We start from the raw sequence: 18,242 nt of genomic DNA on the forward strand, positions 1-18,242 counted from the left end.
AGTGGTGGACATGACTGATGCGACCCCCGCGAAGAGTGGCCGCCGGCACCACCACTGGCGGCGGGACCTCGTCGAGTTGGCCGCGGTGTTCACGGCGGTGGTGGTCGCCGACGTGGTCGCCCACCTGGTCGGGCACACCCCGGACGGCCCGGCCCTCCTCGTCGCCGCGGCCCTGGCCCTCGTCGCCACCGCGGTCTTCCACACCTGGTGGGCCCGGCGGCTGCGCCGGTACCGCCACGACGCCTCGCTGACCCGCCACCACACCGCCGATGCCACGGACGCTTCCACCGTCACGGACAGCGAAGCCGACATCGTCACGGACGCCGACACCGGCACCGGCACCGGCACCGGAGCGAGCGTCGTCGACCGTCCGAGCGGCGCCGACGACCGGGCGCCCGAAGAGACCGCCCTGTGGCGGATGCGCACCACCGTGCGCGACGCCCCGGGCAGCCTCGCCGCCCTGTGCGCCGCCCTCGCCGTCCTCTCCGTGGACATCCTCTCCCTCCAGACGCACCCGCTCGCCGACGGCACCGTGGACGAGTTCCTGCTCCGCGCCCCCGCCGCCCTGCCTGCGGAGCAGCTCAAGCGGGAGGTGGCCCGGGCCGGCGGACAGCACACCTGGGTCGAGCGCGCCGACGCCCACGACCTCGTCGACGTCACCACCAAGGTGATCGGCCTCGCCACCCGTACGGCGCTGGACGCGGCCGAGCTCCCGCTCGCGCTGCGTCAGTTGCTGGGGCGGTGCACCATCCGCTCGCTGCCCGCCGTCTCCCTCGCCGGACGCCCGACCGGCTCACTGCCGCCCGAGGAGGGCGTCCTGGACCACACGGTGCTGCGGCTGCGGGACCCCCGCGGCGGCGCGATCGTCGTCGAGCGGCCCCAACTGCCCTTCACCCCCACCGAGTTCGCCCGGGCCCGCGCCCTGGTGGAGCTGGACGCCCGGATCGGCCCGCGGGTGCCGGGCGCGAAGGACGTCCTCACCCTCCCGGAGGGCGGACGGATCGTGGTGCGCCGGGCCGACCAGGACGATCTGGCCGCCGCCCGCGCCATGCAGGACCGCTGCTCGGAACGGACCTTGCGGATGCGCTACCACGGGCCGGTCGGCGACGCCCACCGCTACCTCGACCACCTGCTGAGCCCCCGGCACGGCCGCACCCTCGCCGTCGAGACCGCCTCCGGCCGGCTGGTCGCCCTCGGCCACCTGCTGTGGGACGGGGACGAGACGGAGATCGCCCTGCTGGTGGAGGACGCCTGGCAGCGCCGGGGCATCGGCGGCGAACTGCTGACGCGCCTGGTCGCCCTCGCCCACGAGGCCGGCTGCGCCCAGGTGTACGCCGTGACCCAGTCGTCCAACACCGGCATGGTCGCCGCCATGCGCAACCTCGGACTCCCCCTGGACTACCAGGTGGAGGACGGCACCCTGGTGATCAGCGCGGCCCTGGACGCCGTGGCGCCGGACCCGCAGCCGCGGTACGAGCAGGCCGAGCGCTGACGGAGCCGCATCCCGGGGCCGTGCCCCGCACAGGGCATGCTCACGCGCGCCTCATCCGGCCGCGGCAACGTCGATATCGCGCCAAAGATCCTCCCCGGGTGCGGCTCGCGGCTCCGCACCGTCGCGGAGCACGCCGGGCCGGACCCCGGCAAGGGCGACGCGCCGGCCACCGGTTCAACGGCCAAGATCCGGCACCCGACGGCACGGCCGAAGAGCGGTGGTCGGCCCTGCCGTCGGCCCGGCAGCCTTCGACACCTCCGGCGTATGGCTCGATCGAGTGATGACACGGCGCCCGCGTCGTGTCTCCGGGGTCCCGGACGGGGTGCGCCCCGGTCCCGCGTTCGACCCGCGTGCGGTGCCGTTCCGCCCCGCGGGGGCGGCGCACGGCCGGTTCGTCCGGTCGATGACCAGCCAACGGGCGACCGTCGCCCCGGCTGCGACTCCCTCACGATGGTGACGCGGACGCCCCACTCATAGAGGATGTGTGCATGTCAGTAACCCCCAGCAGCCTGCTGCCCCGTCAGGTCGCCGACGCCTACGTCGACGCACTCGTCGCCCTCGACCCGATCACCGGTACCTATCTCGGAGTCAAGGAGAGCTCAAGCCGTCTTCCCGACCACTCGCCCGCGGGTCAGCAGGAGCGCGCCGAGCTCGCCCGGCGCACCCTCGCGCGGTTGGACGAGGCCGAGGAGCTGCCCGGGGCCGACAGCGACGCGGAGCGACGGTGCGGCAGGCTGCTGCGGGAGCGACTGACCGCCGAACTCGCGGTGCACGAGGCCGAGGAGGGGCTGCGCACGGTCAGCAACCTGCACTCGCCGCTGCACTCGGTGCGCGACGTGTTCACGGTGACCCCGACCGAGACCGAGGAGGACTGGAAGCAGGTCGTCGAGCGGCTGCACGCCGTGCCCGCCGCCCTCGACGGCTACCGCGCCTCCCTGGAACTGGGTCTGGAGCGCAAGCTCTTCGGCGGCCCGCGGGCCACCCGCACCTGCATCGGCCAGCTCACCGAGTGGATCGGGGCGGACCGCAGCTGGTTCGGCGCCTTCGTCGCGCCCGGGCCCGAGTCCCTGCGCGCCGAGCTGTCCGCCGCCGCCAGCGTCGCGACGGACGCGCTGGTCGTGCTGCGGGACTGGCTGCGCGACACCTACGCCCCGGCCGTGGCCGACGCCCCGGACACCGTGGGCCGGGAGCGCTACGCCCGCTGGTCGCGCTACTTCAACGGCACCGACCTCGACCTCGACGAGGCGTACGCGTACGGCTGGTCCGAGTACCACCGGCTGCTCGCCGAGATGCGGACCGAGGCGGAGAAGATCCTGCCGGGCGCGGGCCCCTGGGAGGCGCTGGCCCACCTCGACGAGCACGGCCGCCACATCGAGGGCGTGGACGAGGTCCGCACCTGGCTCCAGAGCGTGATGGACGAGGCGATCGAAGCCCTCGACGGCACCCACTTCGAACTCGCGGACGACGTGCGGAAGGTGGAGTCCCGCATCGCGCCCCCCGGCAGCGCCGCCGCCCCGTACTACACCAGCCCGTCCGAGGACTTCTCCCGCCCCGGGCAGACCTGGCTGCCGACGATGGGCGCCACCCGGTTCCCGGTGTACGACCTGGTGTCGACCTGGTACCACGAGGGCGTGCCGGGCCACCACCTCCAGCTCGCGCAGTGGGTGCACGTCGCCGACTCGCTCTCCCGCTACCAGGCGTCGGTCGGCAACGTCAGCGCCAACTGCGAGGGCTGGGCGCTGTACGCGGAGCGGCTGATGGACGAGCTGGGCTTCCTCTCGGACCCCGAACTCCGCCTCGGCTACCTCGACGCCCAGATGATGCGGGCCTGTCGGGTCATCATCGACATCGGGATGCACCTGGAGCTGGAGATCCCCGCCGACGCGCCGTTCCACCCGGGCGAGCGCTGGACGCCGGAACTCGCACAGGAGTTCTTCGGGGCCCACAGCGGGCGGCCCGGGGACTTCGTGGAGAGCGAGCTGACGCGCTATCTGTCCATGCCCGCCCAGGCCATCGGCTACAAGCTGGGCGAGCGGGCTTGGCTGCTGGGGCGGGAGAACGCCCGTCGGGCGCACGGCGACGCCTTCGACGCGAAGGCGTGGCACATGGCGGCGCTCTCCCAGGGATCGCTGGGCCTGGACGACCTCGTCGACGAACTCTCCCGGCTGTGAGGGGCGCCGGCCCGCGATGACGAGCGGGCCGGGCGACGGGTGGCGGGCCGCCAGCGGTCACCGCCACCCGTCACGGCTCCACCGCACGAGCCTCGACCCGTACGACTCGACGCCGAAGTCGCGGCCCGTCGCCGCTCGACCCGGCGGGCCCGTGCCGGCTCAGCGCCTGAAGCCGCCCTCCGAGTTGATCACCTCGCCGGTGATCCACTCCGCCTCGTCCGTGGCCAGCCAGGCGATCAGCCGGGCCGGGTCGTCCGGCATGCCCCAGCGCCCGCTGGGGAAGCGGTCGGCGATGGCCCGGTAGTCGTCGCCGTCCATGTAGTCCGTGTCCACCGGTCCCGGGTTGACGGTGTTGATGGTCACGCCGACCTCGGCGAGCTGCGACGCCAGGGAGCGGGTGACGGACGCGAGCGCCCCCTTCCCCAGCCCGTACGCCAACTCCCACGGCATGCCGCCGGCGATGTCCTGGCCGGAGGTCATCGTCACCACCCGCCCGCCGGGGGTGCCCGCGGGCAGCGCGGCGCGCAGGGCGGCGAACTCCTTGACCATCAGCACCACGGAGCGGACGTCGACGGCCCAGTGGGCGTCGAGGTGGCGCACGTCGATCTCGTCGAGCGTGCCGTCGAAGCCGCTCAGCGCGTGATTGGCGACCAGGACGTCGAGCCGGCCACCGAGTTCGTCGGCGGCCCTCTCCACCAGGGCCGCGGGCGCCGCCGGGTCCGCCAGGTCGGCGGGGCCGTGCACGACCACGGCTTCGGGGTCCGCGAGCGCGGCGCGCACCCCCTCGACGACCGCGTCGATGCCGCCCGGCTCCGCGCCCCACGGCTTCTGCGCGTCGTGGGACATGTGGTGGTGCAGATAGACGCTCGCGCCGTACGCGGCGAGCCGGCGGGCCACCGCGTACCCGATGCCGCCTCGTCTGCTCGCCCCGGTCACCAGCGCGGTGCGCCCGCGCAGGGGAAGGAGGTCTCGCCGTAGGGACCGGGGTTCGGGATGGGGAAGTTTGGGCACGGTGCCCCATCCTGAGCGCTCCACCGGCCCGTGTCACGTGGTTTTCCCGGGGCCGGGCTCCGGCTGCCGGACCGGGTCAGTCGCCGGCTCCGCCGAGCCTCAGGTGGACCGCGGAGCCGGACCGCTCCTTGACCACCTCCAACTGGGTGGGGATGCGGCGGCGCAGGTCCGGGACGTGGCTGACGATGCCGACGCTGCGGTCCCGCTCCCGCAGCGAGTCCAGCACGTCCAGCACCTCGTCCAGGGTCTGTTCGTCCAGGCTGCCGAAGCCCTCGTCGATGAAGAGGGTGTCCAGCCGGACGCCGCCGGCCTCGTCGGTGACGACGTCGGCGAGGCCGAGGGCGAGGGCGAGGGAGGCGAAGAACGCCTCGCCGCCGGAGAGCGTCGCCGTGTCGCGCGCGCTGCCGGTCCAGGCGTCGACGACCCGCAGGCCGAGCCCGGCCCGCTTGCTGCCGGCGCGGGCGTCGGAGTGGGTGAGGGTGTAGCGGCCGGCCGACATCCGCTGGAGGCGGGCCGTGGCGGCTGCCGCGACCTGCTCCAGCCGGGCGGCGAGCACGTACGACTCCAGGCGCATCCGGCGCTCGTTCGCGGCGGAGGTGCCCGCGGTGAGGGCGGCGAGCCCGGCCACCCGGTCGTACTCCGCGCGCAGCGGGCCGAGGGCCCGGTGCTCGGCGAGGGCCTGCCGGGACAGCGCGGCCAGTTCCCCACGGCGTTCCTGTGCGGCGGCGCACGCGGTCGCGGCGTCCCGCAGGGCGCGCTCGGCGACCGCGAGGATGGCAGCAGCGGCTGCCGGGTCGGCCGGGGGCAGTTCGGCGGCGGCCCGGGCCGCCGGCTCGGCGAGGCGGTCGGCGACCGCCGCGGCTTCGGTGCGCCAGGCGTCGACGCGGCGCTGCAACGCGCGGTGGGCCGCGTCGTCGAGCAGGGCTCCGGCGGCGGCGCCCGGGGTGTCGAAGCCGGCCCGGTAGGCGGTGTCGGCCGCTTGTCCGTCGGTGTCCTTCAGCCGTCGGGCGGTGGCGTCACAGGTCCGTACGGCCTCGGCGGCCTCGGCGAGGAGCAGCACGCGGCGCTCCCACTGCGCGGCGCGCTCGGCGACGCTGCGCGCCCCGCCGCGGGCCCGCTCCACCTCGTCGGTGAGCGCGGACTGCTCCCGGTCGAGCGCTTCCCGCTCGGCCGTACGGGCGGCCTGGCGCTGCTCGATCTGCTGGCGGGCCACGGTGCGCTCCGCGTGCTCCCGCTCGATGCGGTCCAGCGCTTCGCGGGCCGCGTGGGTGCCGGTGGCGCTGTCGTGCGCGGCGCGGTGGTCGCGTTCCAACTCGGCGACGAGCGCGGCCAGTTCGGTCTCGGGGGTGTCGTACGCATCGGGCTCGCCGGGCGGGCCCGGGGCGTCGTCGGCCCGGGCCTGACGGCGTGCCGCCGCGCGGGCCTCGTGCAGCACGGCGAGGGCGCGCCCGGCGTCGCCGGCGGCTTCCTGGGCGCGGGTGTGGGTGCGGTACGCCGCTTCCTCGTCGGCGGGCGTGACCTGGTCGGCGGAGGTCGGGGCCGGGGCGGGGTGGTCCGGCGAGCCGCAGACGGCGCAGGGGGCGCCCGGCACCAGGTGCGCGGCGAGTTCGGCGGCGATGTGCGCCAGGCGGCGTTCCTTGAGGTCGAGCCAGCCGTCCTTGGCGCTGAGGGCCGTGTCGTGGGCGGCGCGCAGCTCCTGCTCGGCGTCGGCCACCCGGGCGGTGAGGCGGTCCCGCTCCCGGGCCGCGCGCAGCCGTCGGCGGGCGGGGTCGAGCCGGCCGGCCAGCTGCTCCGCGCGCGTGGCGGCTTCCTGGGCCAGGGCCACCCTCTCCTGGTGCGCCGCGCGCAGCGCCTGCCAGCCGGCGAGCCACTCCTGGGCGTCTTGGAGGACGCCGTCGTCGGCGCGGGCCGCGCGGTCGAGTGCGGCGCGCTGTCGGACGATCTCCTCGGCGCGTTGCTCGGCCCGACGCGCGGCCTCAAGACCGCCGAGGTCGCGGCGGATTCGGCGCTCCTCGTCGGCCAACTGCTCGGCGCCCGCTTCGGTCAGCTCGGGCGGCAGGGCGGCCCGGACGCCGTCCAGCGCCTGCTGGGCGGTGCGGTGGTCGCGTGCGGCGTCGTCCCGGAGGGTGAGGGCGGGGGCGACCCGCTCCGCGCGGCGGGCCAGCTCCATCCGGGCCACCGCGGCGTCGTGGTCCGCCCGGCCCGCCGTCAGGGCTTCGTCGCGGCGCCGCGCGTCCTCGTACCGCTGTTGGAGCCGGTCCTGCTCGCGGGCGGCTTCGAGGGCGGTACGGGCGGACCGCTCGCGCGCCTCCGCCGCGGCCAGGGCGCTGTCCGCGACGGCGTGCCGCTCCTGCGCGCCCGCGCGGGCGACGGCCGCCCAGGCGAGGACGGCTTCGGCGAGCCCCGGGTCCCCGGGCGCCTGGGTCGGTACGGGCCAGTCGTCGGCCACGCCGGCCGCGGCCTGCTCCATCTTGTGCAGCGCCGCGAGGAGCCGCTCGTCTCCGGTGCGCACCCGGGCTTCCGCGGCACGGCGCCGCTCCGCGAGGCGCTCTTCCACGGCGGCGAAGCGGCGGGTGTCGAAGAGGCGGCCCAGGAGCCTGCCCCGGGCTTCGGCGTCGGATCGCAGGAAGCGGGCGAAGTCCCCCTGGGGCAGGAGGACGACCTGGCAGAACTGCTCGCGGCTCATGCCGCCCAGCAGTTGGGTGACCTCCTCGCCGATCTCCTCGTGGGAGCTGCTGAGCGCCTTCCACTCGCCGGTGGCGGGCACGTACTCGCGCAGCCGGCTCTGGGCGCGCTCGGTGGTGAACCCCTGGCCCTTCTTCTTCGGGCGCGGCTGGGCGGGGCTGCGGCGGATCTCCAGCCGGCGCCCGCCGACGGTCAGGTCGAGGAGGACTTCGGTGGACAGGTCCGCGGGTGCGTGGTCGCTGCGCAGCGAGGCGCCGGGGCCCTGCCGGGCACCGGGCACGGTGCCATACAGCGCGAAGCACACCGCGTCCAGGACGGAGGTCTTGCCCGCGCCGGTCGCTCCGTGCAGCAGGAAGAGGCCGTCGGCGGTGAGCGCGTCGAAGTCCATCTCCTGGCGGGCGGCGAAGGGGCCGAAGGCGGTGACGGCGAGTCGGTGCAGCCTCATCCCGCGGCCTCCGCCCCGGCGATCCGCACCTCGTCGAACGCGGCGCGCAGCACGGTCCGTTCGTCCTCGTCGGGGCCGGCGCCGCCGCGCACGTGGGTGACGAAGTCCTCCGCGATCTCCAGGTCGCCTCGGCCCCGCATCCGCTGCGCGTAGGACACCCCCGACGCCTCCGGGCCGCGCTCGGGTGCGAAGACGATGCTGAGGACGTGCGGGAAGCGGGCGGCGAGCCGGGCCATGGGCTCGGCGGGGCGGACCGGGTCGGTCAGGGTGGCTTCGACGAAGGCGTCCTCGTGCCGCTCGTGGGCGGGGTCCTCCAGTAGTTGTTCGAGGCGGCCGGTGAGCCGGGCGAGCGGACGGGGCACGGGGCAGTCGATCCGCTCGGCCGCCACGGAGCCCGCCGCGTCGATCTCGACCAGCCACGTCGTCTTGCGGTGGGTGGCCTCGGAGAAGGAGTACGCGAGGGGGGAGCCCGAGTACCGCACGCGCTCGGTGATGGTCTGGCAGCCGTGGAGATGGCCGAGGGCGACGTAGTCGACGCCGTGGAAGGTGCCGGCGGGCACCGCGGCCACCCCGCCGACGGTGATGTCCCGCTCGCTGTCGCTGGCCTTGCCGCCGACGACGAAGGCGTGGGCGAGGACGACGGAGCGGGTGCCGGGCGGGCGGGCGGCGAGATCGGCCCGCACCTGTTCCATGGCCGCGGCGAGCACGGCCTCGTGGCGGGCCTTGTCGACCTGGAACTCGTCCTTCACCAGCACCGGTTCCAAATACGGCAGGCCGTAGCAGGCCACGTCCCCGTGGGCGTCGGAGAGCACGACGGGGGTGGCGCAGCCGGCAGGATCGGTGCGCAGGTGGATCCCGGCGCGCTCGATGAGGCCGGCGCCCACGCCGAGGCGGCGCGCGGAGTCGTGGTTGCCGGAGATCATCACGGTGGGCACGCCGGCGTCGGCGAGTCGGTGCAGCGCGCGGTCGAAGAGCTCGACGGCGGCCAGCGGCGGCACCGCCCGGTCGTACACGTCGCCTGCCACCAGGACCGCGTCCACCTCGCGCGCGCGGGCCGTCGCCACCAGGTGGTCGAGGAACGCGGCCTGGGCGTCGAGCATGCTCACCCGGTGCAGGGAGCGCCCCAGGTGCCAGTCCGACGTGTGCAGGAATCTCATGATCCCCGAGCGTAACGGCGGGGTGTGACAGCCCGGGTGGCTTCCGGGATTCCGGCGGCCCCGGGGGCCTTGCGGGCCTCAGGCGTCGCCATACGCCTCACCGCCGAGCTCCAGCACCGCGGTTCCGGCGGTGACGTCCGCGAGCCAGGCGCGGAAGGCGTCGGTGTCGGCGTCCGGCAGCCCGATCTCGATGGTGACCTGCTCCGCGTAGCGGACGTCCCGGACGGCGCGGCCGGTGGCGCGCAGGTCGTTCTCCAGCTTCCCGGCCCGCTGGTGGTCGACGGTGACGACGGCGAGCCGGAAGCGGCGCCGGGTGCGGGTGCCGATGGCGTCGAGGGCTTCGCCGACCACTCCCCCGTACGCCCGGATCAGTCCGCCGGCGCCGAGCTTGACGCCGCCGTAGTAGCGGGTGACGACGGCGACGGCGTAGCGGACGTCGCGGCGCAGCAGCATCTGGAGCATCGGCACCCCGGCGGTGCCGCCGGGCTCCCCGTCGTCGCTCGCCTTCTGTACGGAGGCGTCGGCGCCGATCACGTACGCGAAGCAGTTGTGGGTGGCCGTCGCGTGCTCGCGGCGGATGCGGGCGACGAACGCCTGCGCTTCCTCCTCGGTCGCGGCGGGGGCGAGCGCGCAGATGAAGCGCGATCGGTTGATCTCGGTCTCGTGGACGCCCTCGCGGGCCACCGTCCGGTACTGCTCCTGCATCCGCCCACCCTATGCTTCACCCGTTCGGGGCGGTGCGGAGGGGAATGCTCCGCACGGGTGGCCCGTTGTCGCAGGTATGTACGCAGACGACGAGACGATCCGCAGGATCCTGACCTCGACGGGCCCCACCTGGGCGGTGGTCGGCCTGTCCAACAACGAGTCGCGGGCGGCGTACGGGGTCGCGCGCGTCCTCCAGCGCTTCGGCAAGCGGATCGTCCCGGTCCATCCCAAGGCGGAGACGGTCCACGGCGAGCAGGGTTACGCGAGTCTGGCCGACATCCCCTTCGACGTGGACGTGGTCGACGTGTTCGTCAATGCGGAGTTCGCGGGCGCCGTCGCGGACGAGGCGGTGGCCAAGGGGGCGAAGGCGGTGTGGTTCCAGCTCGGCGTGGTCGACGAGGCGGCGTACGAGCGCACCCGGGCCGCCGGTCTGGACATGGTGATGGACCGCTGCCCCGCGATAGAGATCCCGCGGCTGGGCTGAGGGCGCACAGCGGCGCCGTTGGACGACGGCGCGGGCCCGGGGTGTTTGCGCGCGGGCCCGCGGCGTCAGGCTCCCAGGCCCTCCAGGACGACCGCGCCCGGCAGTACGGCGAAGGCCTTGCCCGGGACGATCAGCTTGCCGCGCCGGCGTCCGCTGCCGATGAGCACCCAGGGGGTGTCGACGACGGCGGAGTCCACCAGGACCGGCCAGGTCGCGGGCAGTCCGACGGGGGTGATCCCGCCGTACTCCATCCCCGTCTCCTCCGTCGCGGTCTCCCGGGAGGCGAAGGACGCCTTGCGCGCGCCCAGGTGCTTGCGGACGACTCCGTTGACGTCCGCCCGGGTGTGGGAGAGCACGACGCAGGCCGCGATCGTGGACTCGCCGGCGCGCTTACCCGCCACCAGGACGCAGTTCGCGGACTGCCGCAGCAGTTCCTCGCCGTGGTGCGCCACGAAGTCGGCGGTGTCGGCGATCCCGGGGTCGGTGTCGACGTAGATCAGCTGGTCCGCGGGGATGTCGCCGGTCCAGCTCCGTACGGCGTCGGCGACCGGGGGGACGAGCTGGTCCAGGCAGTCGGGGGCGGGGCGGGCGTTGTCGAAGGAGCCGATGGGTGCGCGCATGCCCGCACGCTAACAGCGCCCGTGACCTCGCGGCCAAGGCGTTCGTTCCGTGGGCGGACGGCGTGATCCGCGGCGGAGCAGGGGAGTTGGGTGCAGGTGGGCACCGGGGCGGCCGGGCTCAGGGAACGGGCGGGACGGAGACCGCCATCGTCATGACCATGGGCTCGTCGCCGTCGTTGCGGTAGGCGTGCGGGACGTGGGACTCGAAGGTCGCGGACGCCCCCGCGGGCACGGCGTGCTCCACGCCGTCCACGACGAGCGTGAGGACCCCCTCGGTGACGTGGACCAGTTCGATCGTGCCGCTGGGGTGCGCATCGGAGGAGCTGCCGTCGCCGGGCATCAGCCGCCACTTCCACAGCTCCAGCGGGCCGCGCTTCTCGACGCCGATCAGCAGGGTGCTGGAGCTGCCGTCGGGGGTCGTCCACATCCGCACCCCCCGGTCCGCGGGGACGATCCGGACCTGTGGTCCCTGCTCGTGGTCGAGGAGGGTGGCGATGCTGATGCCGAGGGCGTCGGCGAGCTTCACCGTGGTGCCGACGCTGGGGTTCGTCCTGGCCTGTTCGATCTGGATGACCATGCCCCGGCTGACCCCGGAGCGGGCGGCGAGGGCGTCGAGGGTGAACCCCCGCTCGCTGCGCCATCGCTTGAGGTTCCGGGCGAGCGCTTGGGTGAGCTGATCGAGGTCAGACACATTCCATCCAATAAATTGAATCCGAAGGTGCAGAATCTTGCACTACGGTGTGCTGTACCACCACGTCCAGCGCACTGTACTGCGAGGTTCCTCCATGGTCGCACTGTTCGCCCTGACCACCGCACTCCTGATGGGGCTCGCGGACTTCGGCGGCGGCCTGCTGACGCGACGGGCCCCGGCGCTCACCGTCGTCGTGGCCTCGCAGTCCATCGCGGTCGTCGTCCTCGGCGCGATCGTCGTCGCGGTCGGCGCCTGGCGGGAGAGCGGCCCGCAGCTCTGGTACGCGGTGGCGGCGGGCGTCATCGGCCCGGTGGCCCTGCTCTGCTTCTACCAGGCGCTGGCCCTCGGCCCGATGGGCGTGGTGTCCCCGCTCGGCTCGCTGGGCGTGGCCGTGCCCTTCGGCGCGGGACTGCTGATGGGCGAGCGCCCGGGGCTGCTCCAGGTCGCCGGCGTGGCCGTGGCGGTGTCCGGCATCGTCCTCGCCGGCGGTCCGGAACTGCGCGGCGCGCCCGTGCGTCGTCGGGCGCTGCTGCTGACACTGGGTGCGGCGTTCGGCTTCGGGACGGTCATGACGTTGATCGCCGAGGCGTCGTCGACCCTGTCGGGGCTCTTCCTCGCGCTCTTCGTCCAGCGCCTGACGAACGTCGCCGTCGGCGGTGCGGCGCTGTACGCGACGGTGCGGCGCGGCTCGCCCGCCCTGCCCGAGGAGGGCGGGTTCCGCGTGCTGTGGACCTCGCTGCCGCTGCTCGCGTTCGTCGGCCTCGCGGACGTCGCCTCCAACGGCACGTACTCGCTGGCCGCCCAGACCGGGCCCGTCACGGTCGCCGCCGTCCTGTCTCACCTGTACCCCGTGGTCACCGTGGCCGCGGCGCTGGTCCTGCTCCGGGAACGACTGCGCGGGATCCAGGCGACGGGCGCGGGCCTCGCACTGGCCGGCGCGGTCCTGCTGGCCACCGGCTGAGCCGACGGGCCGACCCCGCGACGGCGGCGACGGCGGCGTTCACCCCTGCGTCCGGCGCTCCGCGACGGCGAGGGCCAGCAGTTGCTCCGGGGTGATCCCCTCCGGTATCGGCACGGGAGCCGGGGTGCGCAACGGGGGCTCCCAGCCGCGCACCGGGTCCCAGCTCCGCACGACCCGGGCCGGCGCCCCCGCGACCACCGAGTGGTCCGGGACCTCGCCGCGGACCACCGCGCCGGCCGCGACGACGACGTTGCGCCCCAGGCGCGCGCCCGGCAGGACGACGGCGCCGGTGCCGAGCCAGCAGCCGGGGCCGATCTCCACGGGCGCGGTGCGCGGCCACTGCCGGCCCACCGGCTGGTGGGGGTCGTCGTAACTGTGATTGGTCGAGGTGATGTAGACGTACGGCCCGCAGAAGGTGTCCTTGCCGATCGTCACCCGGGTGTCCGCGATGACGTGGCTGCCCCGGCCCAGCACCACGCCGTCGCCCAGGGTCAGGATCGGGTCGGGACCCAGGTCGAGCCCGGGCATCATGCCGGCGGTGAGGGTGACCTGCTCGGCGATGATGCAGTGGGCGCCCAACTCGATCCACCGCTCCCCGAACACGGTGCCCTGGGGGAACGCCAGCCGGGTGCCGGGCCCGAAGGCCCGAAAGCGCAGCCGGCCGGGGCGGTCGGCCGTGACGGCGCCGGCGTCCCTCGCCCACCCCCAGGCGCGGTGCAGCCCGCGGGTCACCGCCCCCCGCCACCAGGCGGAAGGCGACGGGAACGAGAACGTGTTTCTGTTCTTGGGCACCCGGCCACGGTAGTCGGCCCGGGCCGGGGCGTTCAGACCCGCACCCTGTGATGTTCGCCCCACGCGCCGGGAGACCCTCCTGCCGAGGGGCCCATTTATCACGATCGCGCCGTCCGTAGGGCGACTTCGGCGCGAAGTCCTCCGTTCTGTGGGCGTCCGCGCCGTCCGGGCACGCCCCCGACACCCCGTGGCTAGCATGAGCGCCACCTACTTGCGGAAGATCACCGTCAACTTCGGGCTTCCTCCCAGGTGTTCGGCCGTCGGCGCCCCGGCCGGACCGCACGTCCCGTCAGACACGCCCCGCACGTCCCGGCCACGCCCCGGATCGCCCCCGGACTCCAGACTCCAGCAGCGAGGGACCGAATGTCCGTGCCAGTCGCCCGGAAAACACACCGGATACGCACGTCACCACCGTCCTCGGCGATGGCCGCGCCGGCCTCGATCGCGGTGGCCGCCGCCGCGGCCGGCGCGGCCATCGCCGCGGCCCCGGCCGCCGCCCGCACCTTCGTCGCGGTCACGGTCGTCGTCGCCTGGGCGTGGTTCACCACCGCGGTCGTCGTCGGCGCCGTGCACGCCCGCAGGCTCCGCGGCGCGGAGGCCACGGCGCGCGTGGACGCCGCGTCGCTGCGCGCCCGGGCGGTGCGCGCCGACGCCGACCTCGCCCAACTCCTGGACGTCACCCTGCCCCTGGTCACGCGGAGGCTACGGGACGGCGAGCGCGCCGACGACGTGCTCGCCGGGGTGCCGGCGCCCGCCCACGCACGGCTGCGGGGCCTGCTGCGGCTGTACGCCGTGGAGGTGGACACCAGCGAGCGGGTGGCCAGGACCGCCACGGCCGACAGCGTCGCCGCGGTGCGACGGCTGACCCGCGCCACCGACGAGTTGGACCGGCTGATGACGGTCACGCTGCCCGACGCGGTCGCCCGACTGCGCTCGGGCGCCTCCGCCGACACCGCGCTCGCCGCACTGGAGCCGCCCGAGGACGACCGCCTCCGGGTCGTCCTGGACGCCGTCGTGCGCGAGTTCGCGGTGAGCGAGCGCCGGGCGGCCGCCGTCATGGGCGCCGGCACCAAGACCCTCAGCCAGGTGCAGGCCAAGGCGGTGAGCATGCTCGCCGATCTGCGGGAGTTGCAGGATCGTCACGGCGGCGAGGTCTTCGGCGACCTGCTGCGGCTCGACCACAACACCTCCCAGCTGGGGCTGTTGGCCGACCGGCTGTCGCTGCTGATGGGCGGTCGCACCAGCCGGACGTGGAACCGTCCGATCCGTACGGAGAGCATCCTGCGCGGTGCGGTCGGCCGGATCGCGGCGTACCGGCGCGTGCGACTGCACGTCTCCGGCAACGCCAAGGTCGTCGGGTACGCCGCCGAAGCCGTGATGCACCTCCTGGCCGAGCTGATGGACAACGCGGCGAACTTCTCGCCGCCCATCGACGAGGTCCACGTGTACGTGGAGGAGCGCACCGCGGGGCTCGTGGTCACCATCGAGGACAGCGGGCTGAAGATGTCGGAGGCCGCGATGCGCCGGGCGGAGGAGGCGGTGTCCGGCCGCGCCACCGACCTCGCTTACCTGCGCAGCACTCGGATCGGGCTCGTCGTGGTGGGCCTGCTCGCGGTCAAGTACCACCTGACCGTCACCTATCGGCCGTCGTCCCGCGGGGGCACGGGGGTGGTCGTCCTCTTCCCGCCGCAGCTGCTGCACCAGGAGCAGGTCGGCGCCGACCCGGAGGACGCGTTCGCCGACGGCTCCCGGGAGGTCCCGGCGCCCGCCCCGACCGTCGCTGACGCGTACGCGCACGAGGTGCTCGCCGCCCCCGCACCGACGGGGCTCGATCCGCTCCGACGGCCCGAGGCCGTGCCCTCCTTCGACGTCGCGCCGCCGCCCGTCTCGCCGCTGTTGCCCCTCCAGGGCTCGCCCCTGGCGACCCCGAACGGCCTGCCCGTACGCCCCCGTGGACGCACCATGGCTGCCGCCGACCGCCGCCGGCCCGAGTACGACTCCGTGCCGGACGCCGCGTCGGGCGGTACGGCGACGGCTGCCGACGGCACGGCCCTGCACGGTCGACCCGTGCGCGACGTGGGCGCCCGGTTCAGCGCGTTCCACCAGGCGCGCCGACGCCCCGGCCCGGCCCCGGGCGCTTCCGGAGCGCCGTGAGCCGGGCCCCGGGTCCGCAACGACGCCCGCCGCCCGCCGCCCGCACCGCGACTCCCCCGACCCACCCCCGACGACGGACAGGAGGAACGGGCCGGTCCCCCGGACGACCACCGGGAGCACCGCCCCACCCCGACCATGCAGCAGACCACCGACACCAGCCTGACCTGGCTCCTGGAGGGCCTCCTCGAACGAGTCCCGGGCACCCGGCACGCCCTGGTGCTCTCCCGCGACGGGCTGAAGCTGTGCTGGAGCCCGCACCTCACCCTCGACCAGGCCGACCAACTCGCCGCGATCTGCTCGGGCATCCAGGCCCTGGCGCAGGGCGCGTCCGTGGAGTTCGGGGACGGCTCCGGCGGCGTGCGGCACTCGATGACCGAGTTCCACGGCGGGCTCCTCTTCATCGTCGAAGCCGGTGAGGGGGCCCACCTCGCCGTGGTCGCCGAGGACGGCGCCGACCCCGGCGCCGTCGGCCACCACATGACGGAACTCGTCGACCAGATAGGGGAGCACCTGCGCGCCGAACCGCGCGTCCGGGCCGCCCGGGAGAGCTCCCCCTCATGATCCGCCGCCCCGTCGACCTGGGGGAGCCGGACCGCCTGTACACCGTCACCGGTGGCCGCAGCCGCGGCTACGACGACCACGCGACCACCTTCGACCTGGTGACGCTGATCGTCAGCGAGTGCGAACCGACGCCGGGCATGCAGTCCGAGCACGCCCGGATCCTCACGCTGTCCCGGCATCCGATCTCCGTGGTGGAGATCTCGGCGGAGCTGCGGCTGCCGGTGACGGTGGTCCGGATCCTGCTCGGGGACCTGCTGGCGACGGGGCGCATCACCGCACGACGGCCGAGGACGACCGGCCCGCTCGCCGGGCTGCCGGACTCGGCCCTCCTGGAGGAGGTGCTCGTTGGACTCCGCAACCTTTGACGCGACCACCGGCCCGGGGGCCGCCGGCACCGCCGCAGCGGCCGAACTCCCCGGCCGCACGCCCCTGACCGACACGACCGACACCGGCCTCAAGATCGTGATCGTGGGCGGCTTCGGGGTCGGCAAGACCACCCTGGTGCGCTCCGTGAGCGAGATCCGGCCGCTGAACACCGAAGAGGTGATGACGCAGGCGGGCGTCGGCGTCGACGAGACGGCCGGGCCCATGACGAAGTCCACCACGACGGTGGCCTTCGACTTCGGCCGGATCAGCCTGAACGAGCGGATGGTGCTGTACCTCTTCGGCGCACCCGGGCAGGAACGGTTCTGGTTCCTGTGGGACCGCCTCTTCGCCGGCACGCTCGGCGCGGTCGTCCTGGTGGACACCCGTCGGATGAGCGACTCCTGGTACGCGATCGACCGGCTGGAGAACCACGGCACCCCGTTCGTCGTCGCGGTCAACCGCTTCGACAACGACCCGGCGGCCTTCACCCTCAAGGAGATACGCCAGGCGTTGTCGCTCGGCCCGCACGTGCCCATGGTCGACTGCGACGCCCGGGTCCGCGCCTCCGGCAAGCACGTCCTGATCAGCCTCGTCAACCACCTCCACGAACTGGCCACGGCCCGGGAGACGACTCCATGACCGACCTCGCCGGGCCCCGGGACCACACCCCGACCCCCGAGTTCCCCACCGCCCCGCCCGTTGACGGCGGTGCGCCGCCGGGCTGTCCGGCGCGCGTCGCGCTCAGCGGGCTGGGTTACCAGCAGACGCCGTCGCAGCTCTACCGGGCGCTGCGCAGCGAGCACGGGGCCGTGGCACCGGTCCTCCTCGACGGCGACGTGCCCGCCTGGCTGGTGCTGGGGTATGCCGAAGTGGCCCGTGTGACGAGCCATGACGAGTTGTTCGCCCGTGACTCCCGGCGTTGGAACCAGTGGGCGTCGATCCCCGCCGACTGGCCCCTGCTGCCGTACGTCGGGTACCAGCCGTCCGTGCTGTTCGCCGAAGGGGCGGAGCACCAGCGGCGCGCCGGGGTCATCACCGAGGCACTGGAGGCCGTCGACCAGTTCGAGCTCTCCGAGGGCTGTCGGCGGATCGCGCACCGGCTGATCGACGCCTTCGCGGGCGGTGGACGCGCCGAGTTGATGTCCCTGTACGCGCACGCCCTGCCGATGCGGGCCGCCCTGCTGATGTGCGGCATGCCGATGGACGGCGCCGACACCGAGGACCTGGTGCAGGACCTGCGGATCTCGCTGGACGCGCACGAGGGCGACGACCCGGTGGCCGCGTACGCGAGGGTCGGGGAGCGTCTGCACCGGCTGGTCGAGGAGAAGCGGGCGGTGCCCGCGCCGGACGTGGTCTCCCGGATGGTGGCGCACCCCGCCGGGCTCACCGACGACGAACTGGTCCAGGACCTGATCAGTGTGATCGCGGCGGCCCAGCAGCCGACGGCGAACTGGATCGGCAACGCCCTGCGGCTGCTGCTGACCGACGACCGGTTCGCCCTGAACGTCTCCGGCGGCCGGCTCAGCGTCGGACAGGCGCTGAACGAGGTGCTGTGGCTGGACACCCCTACGCAGAACTTCATCGGCCGCTGGGCGGTGCGCGACACCCGGCTCGGCGGTCGGCAGATCCGGGCGGGGGACTGTGTGGTGCTGGGGCTCGCCGCCGCGAACACCGATCCGCAGATCTGGCCCGAAGGGCACGTCGGGGCGGAGAACTCCGCGCACATGTCCTTCAGCAACGGGGAGCACCGCTGCCCGTATCCGGCGCCGCTCCTCGCGGACGTGATCGCCCGGACGTCGGTGGAGACGCTGCTGGAGCGGCTGCCGGACACGGTGTTGGCGGTGGAGCCGACGGAGCTGACGTGGCGTCCGTCGATCTGGATGCGGGGGCTGACGTCGCTGCCGGTGCGGTTCACCCCGGTGGTGCGCTGACGCCCCCGGCGGGCCG

General features: G+C 74.5%; 16 protein-coding genes. 9 read left to right on the plus strand and 7 right to left on the minus strand.

Going from position 1 to position 18,242, the window contains the following annotated elements; all coding sequences use genetic code 11:
• Positions 1-10 precede the first annotated feature (10 nt).
• Entirely contained in the window at positions 11-1,492 is a 1,482-nt protein-coding gene (locus AB0E05_RS15325; protein WP_361963334.1) for a GNAT family N-acetyltransferase, read from the plus strand.
• A 488-nt stretch (positions 1,493-1,980) separates the two neighbouring features.
• Complete coding sequence (locus tag AB0E05_RS15330) at positions 1,981-3,663, plus strand: DUF885 domain-containing protein (RefSeq protein WP_361963336.1); 1,683 nt, start codon at positions 1,981-1,983, stop codon at positions 3,661-3,663.
• 159 nt (positions 3,664-3,822) lie between these two features.
• Here AB0E05_RS15330 and AB0E05_RS15335 read toward each other — a convergent pair whose 3' ends face one another.
• From AB0E05_RS15335 to AB0E05_RS15350, 4 genes are all read right to left on the minus strand, one after another.
• The gene (locus AB0E05_RS15335; protein ID WP_361963338.1) at positions 3,823-4,674 is read right to left on the minus strand and encodes an SDR family oxidoreductase; all 852 of its coding nucleotides are present in this window, start codon (positions 4,672-4,674) and stop codon (positions 3,823-3,825) included.
• A 76-nt stretch (positions 4,675-4,750) separates the two neighbouring features.
• Positions 4,751-7,804 carry an SMC family ATPase gene (locus AB0E05_RS15340; RefSeq protein ID WP_361963340.1) on the minus strand — a complete coding sequence of 1,018 codons (3,054 nt, stop codon included), beginning with the start codon at positions 7,802-7,804 and terminating at the stop codon, positions 4,751-4,753.
• Positions 7,801-8,961, minus strand: coding sequence for an exonuclease SbcCD subunit D (locus tag AB0E05_RS15345; protein ID WP_361963342.1), 1,161 nt, complete (start codon positions 8,959-8,961; stop codon positions 7,801-7,803). Before AB0E05_RS15345 ends, AB0E05_RS15340 begins: the two co-directional genes overlap by 4 nt.
• A 78-nt stretch (positions 8,962-9,039) precedes the next feature.
• Complete coding sequence (locus AB0E05_RS15350) at positions 9,040-9,666, minus strand: YigZ family protein (protein WP_361963344.1); 627 nt, start codon at positions 9,664-9,666, stop codon at positions 9,040-9,042.
• A gap of 76 nt (positions 9,667-9,742) precedes the next feature.
• On the opposite strand from AB0E05_RS15350, the gene AB0E05_RS15355 reads away from it, so the two are divergent.
• A complete protein-coding gene (locus AB0E05_RS15355; protein WP_361963346.1) occupies positions 9,743-10,150 on the plus strand; it encodes a CoA-binding protein in 408 nt (135 codons plus the stop codon).
• A 65-nt stretch (positions 10,151-10,215) separates the two neighbouring features.
• Here AB0E05_RS15355 and AB0E05_RS15360 read toward each other — a convergent pair whose 3' ends face one another.
• Positions 10,216-10,770 carry a YbaK/EbsC family protein gene (locus AB0E05_RS15360; RefSeq protein WP_361963348.1) on the minus strand — a complete coding sequence of 185 codons (555 nt, stop codon included), beginning with the start codon at positions 10,768-10,770 and terminating at the stop codon, positions 10,216-10,218.
• Positions 10,771-10,888: 118 nt separating this feature from the next.
• Complete coding sequence (locus AB0E05_RS15365; RefSeq protein WP_361963350.1) at positions 10,889-11,461, minus strand: XRE family transcriptional regulator; 573 nt, start codon at positions 11,459-11,461, stop codon at positions 10,889-10,891.
• Positions 11,462-11,555: 94 nt separating this feature from the next.
• On the opposite strand from AB0E05_RS15365, the gene AB0E05_RS15370 reads away from it, so the two are divergent.
• The gene (locus tag AB0E05_RS15370) at positions 11,556-12,422 is read left to right on the plus strand and encodes an EamA family transporter (RefSeq protein WP_361963352.1); all 867 of its coding nucleotides are present in this window, start codon (positions 11,556-11,558) and stop codon (positions 12,420-12,422) included.
• 39 nt (positions 12,423-12,461) lie between these two features.
• Here the strand turns inward: AB0E05_RS15370 and AB0E05_RS15375 are convergent, their stop codons facing one another.
• On the minus strand, positions 12,462-13,214 hold the full coding sequence (locus AB0E05_RS15375) for an acyltransferase (RefSeq protein ID WP_361963354.1): 753 nt from the start codon (positions 13,212-13,214) through the stop codon (positions 12,462-12,464).
• Between the two features lie 423 nt (positions 13,215-13,637).
• On the opposite strand from AB0E05_RS15375, the gene AB0E05_RS15380 reads away from it, so the two are divergent.
• The 5 genes from AB0E05_RS15380 (at position 13,638) to AB0E05_RS15400 (ending at position 18,226) form a co-directional block, all read left to right on the plus strand.
• Positions 13,638-15,368 (plus strand): ATP-binding protein, encoded by a 1,731-nt coding sequence (locus tag AB0E05_RS15380; protein ID WP_361963356.1) that lies wholly within the window; start codon positions 13,638-13,640, stop codon positions 15,366-15,368.
• Between the two features lie 135 nt (positions 15,369-15,503).
• Positions 15,504-15,929 (plus strand): roadblock/LC7 domain-containing protein, encoded by a 426-nt coding sequence (locus AB0E05_RS15385; RefSeq protein ID WP_361963358.1) that lies wholly within the window; start codon positions 15,504-15,506, stop codon positions 15,927-15,929.
• Positions 15,926-16,294 carry a DUF742 domain-containing protein gene (locus AB0E05_RS15390; protein ID WP_361963360.1) on the plus strand — a complete coding sequence of 123 codons (369 nt, stop codon included), beginning with the start codon at positions 15,926-15,928 and terminating at the stop codon, positions 16,292-16,294. Before AB0E05_RS15385 ends, AB0E05_RS15390 begins: the two co-directional genes overlap by 4 nt.
• Before the next feature lie 64 nt (positions 16,295-16,358).
• Positions 16,359-16,934 (plus strand): ATP/GTP-binding protein, encoded by a 576-nt coding sequence (locus AB0E05_RS15395; RefSeq protein WP_361963482.1) that lies wholly within the window; start codon positions 16,359-16,361, stop codon positions 16,932-16,934.
• Entirely contained in the window at positions 16,931-18,226 is a 1,296-nt protein-coding gene (locus AB0E05_RS15400; RefSeq protein ID WP_361963362.1) for a cytochrome P450, read from the plus strand. The genes AB0E05_RS15395 and AB0E05_RS15400 overlap by 4 nt, the downstream gene beginning before the upstream one ends.
• Positions 18,227-18,242 lie beyond the last annotated feature (16 nt).

Source organism: Streptomyces sp. NPDC048057, from assembly GCF_040653095.1.
Taxonomy (GTDB): domain Bacteria; phylum Actinomycetota; class Actinomycetes; order Streptomycetales; family Streptomycetaceae; genus Streptomyces.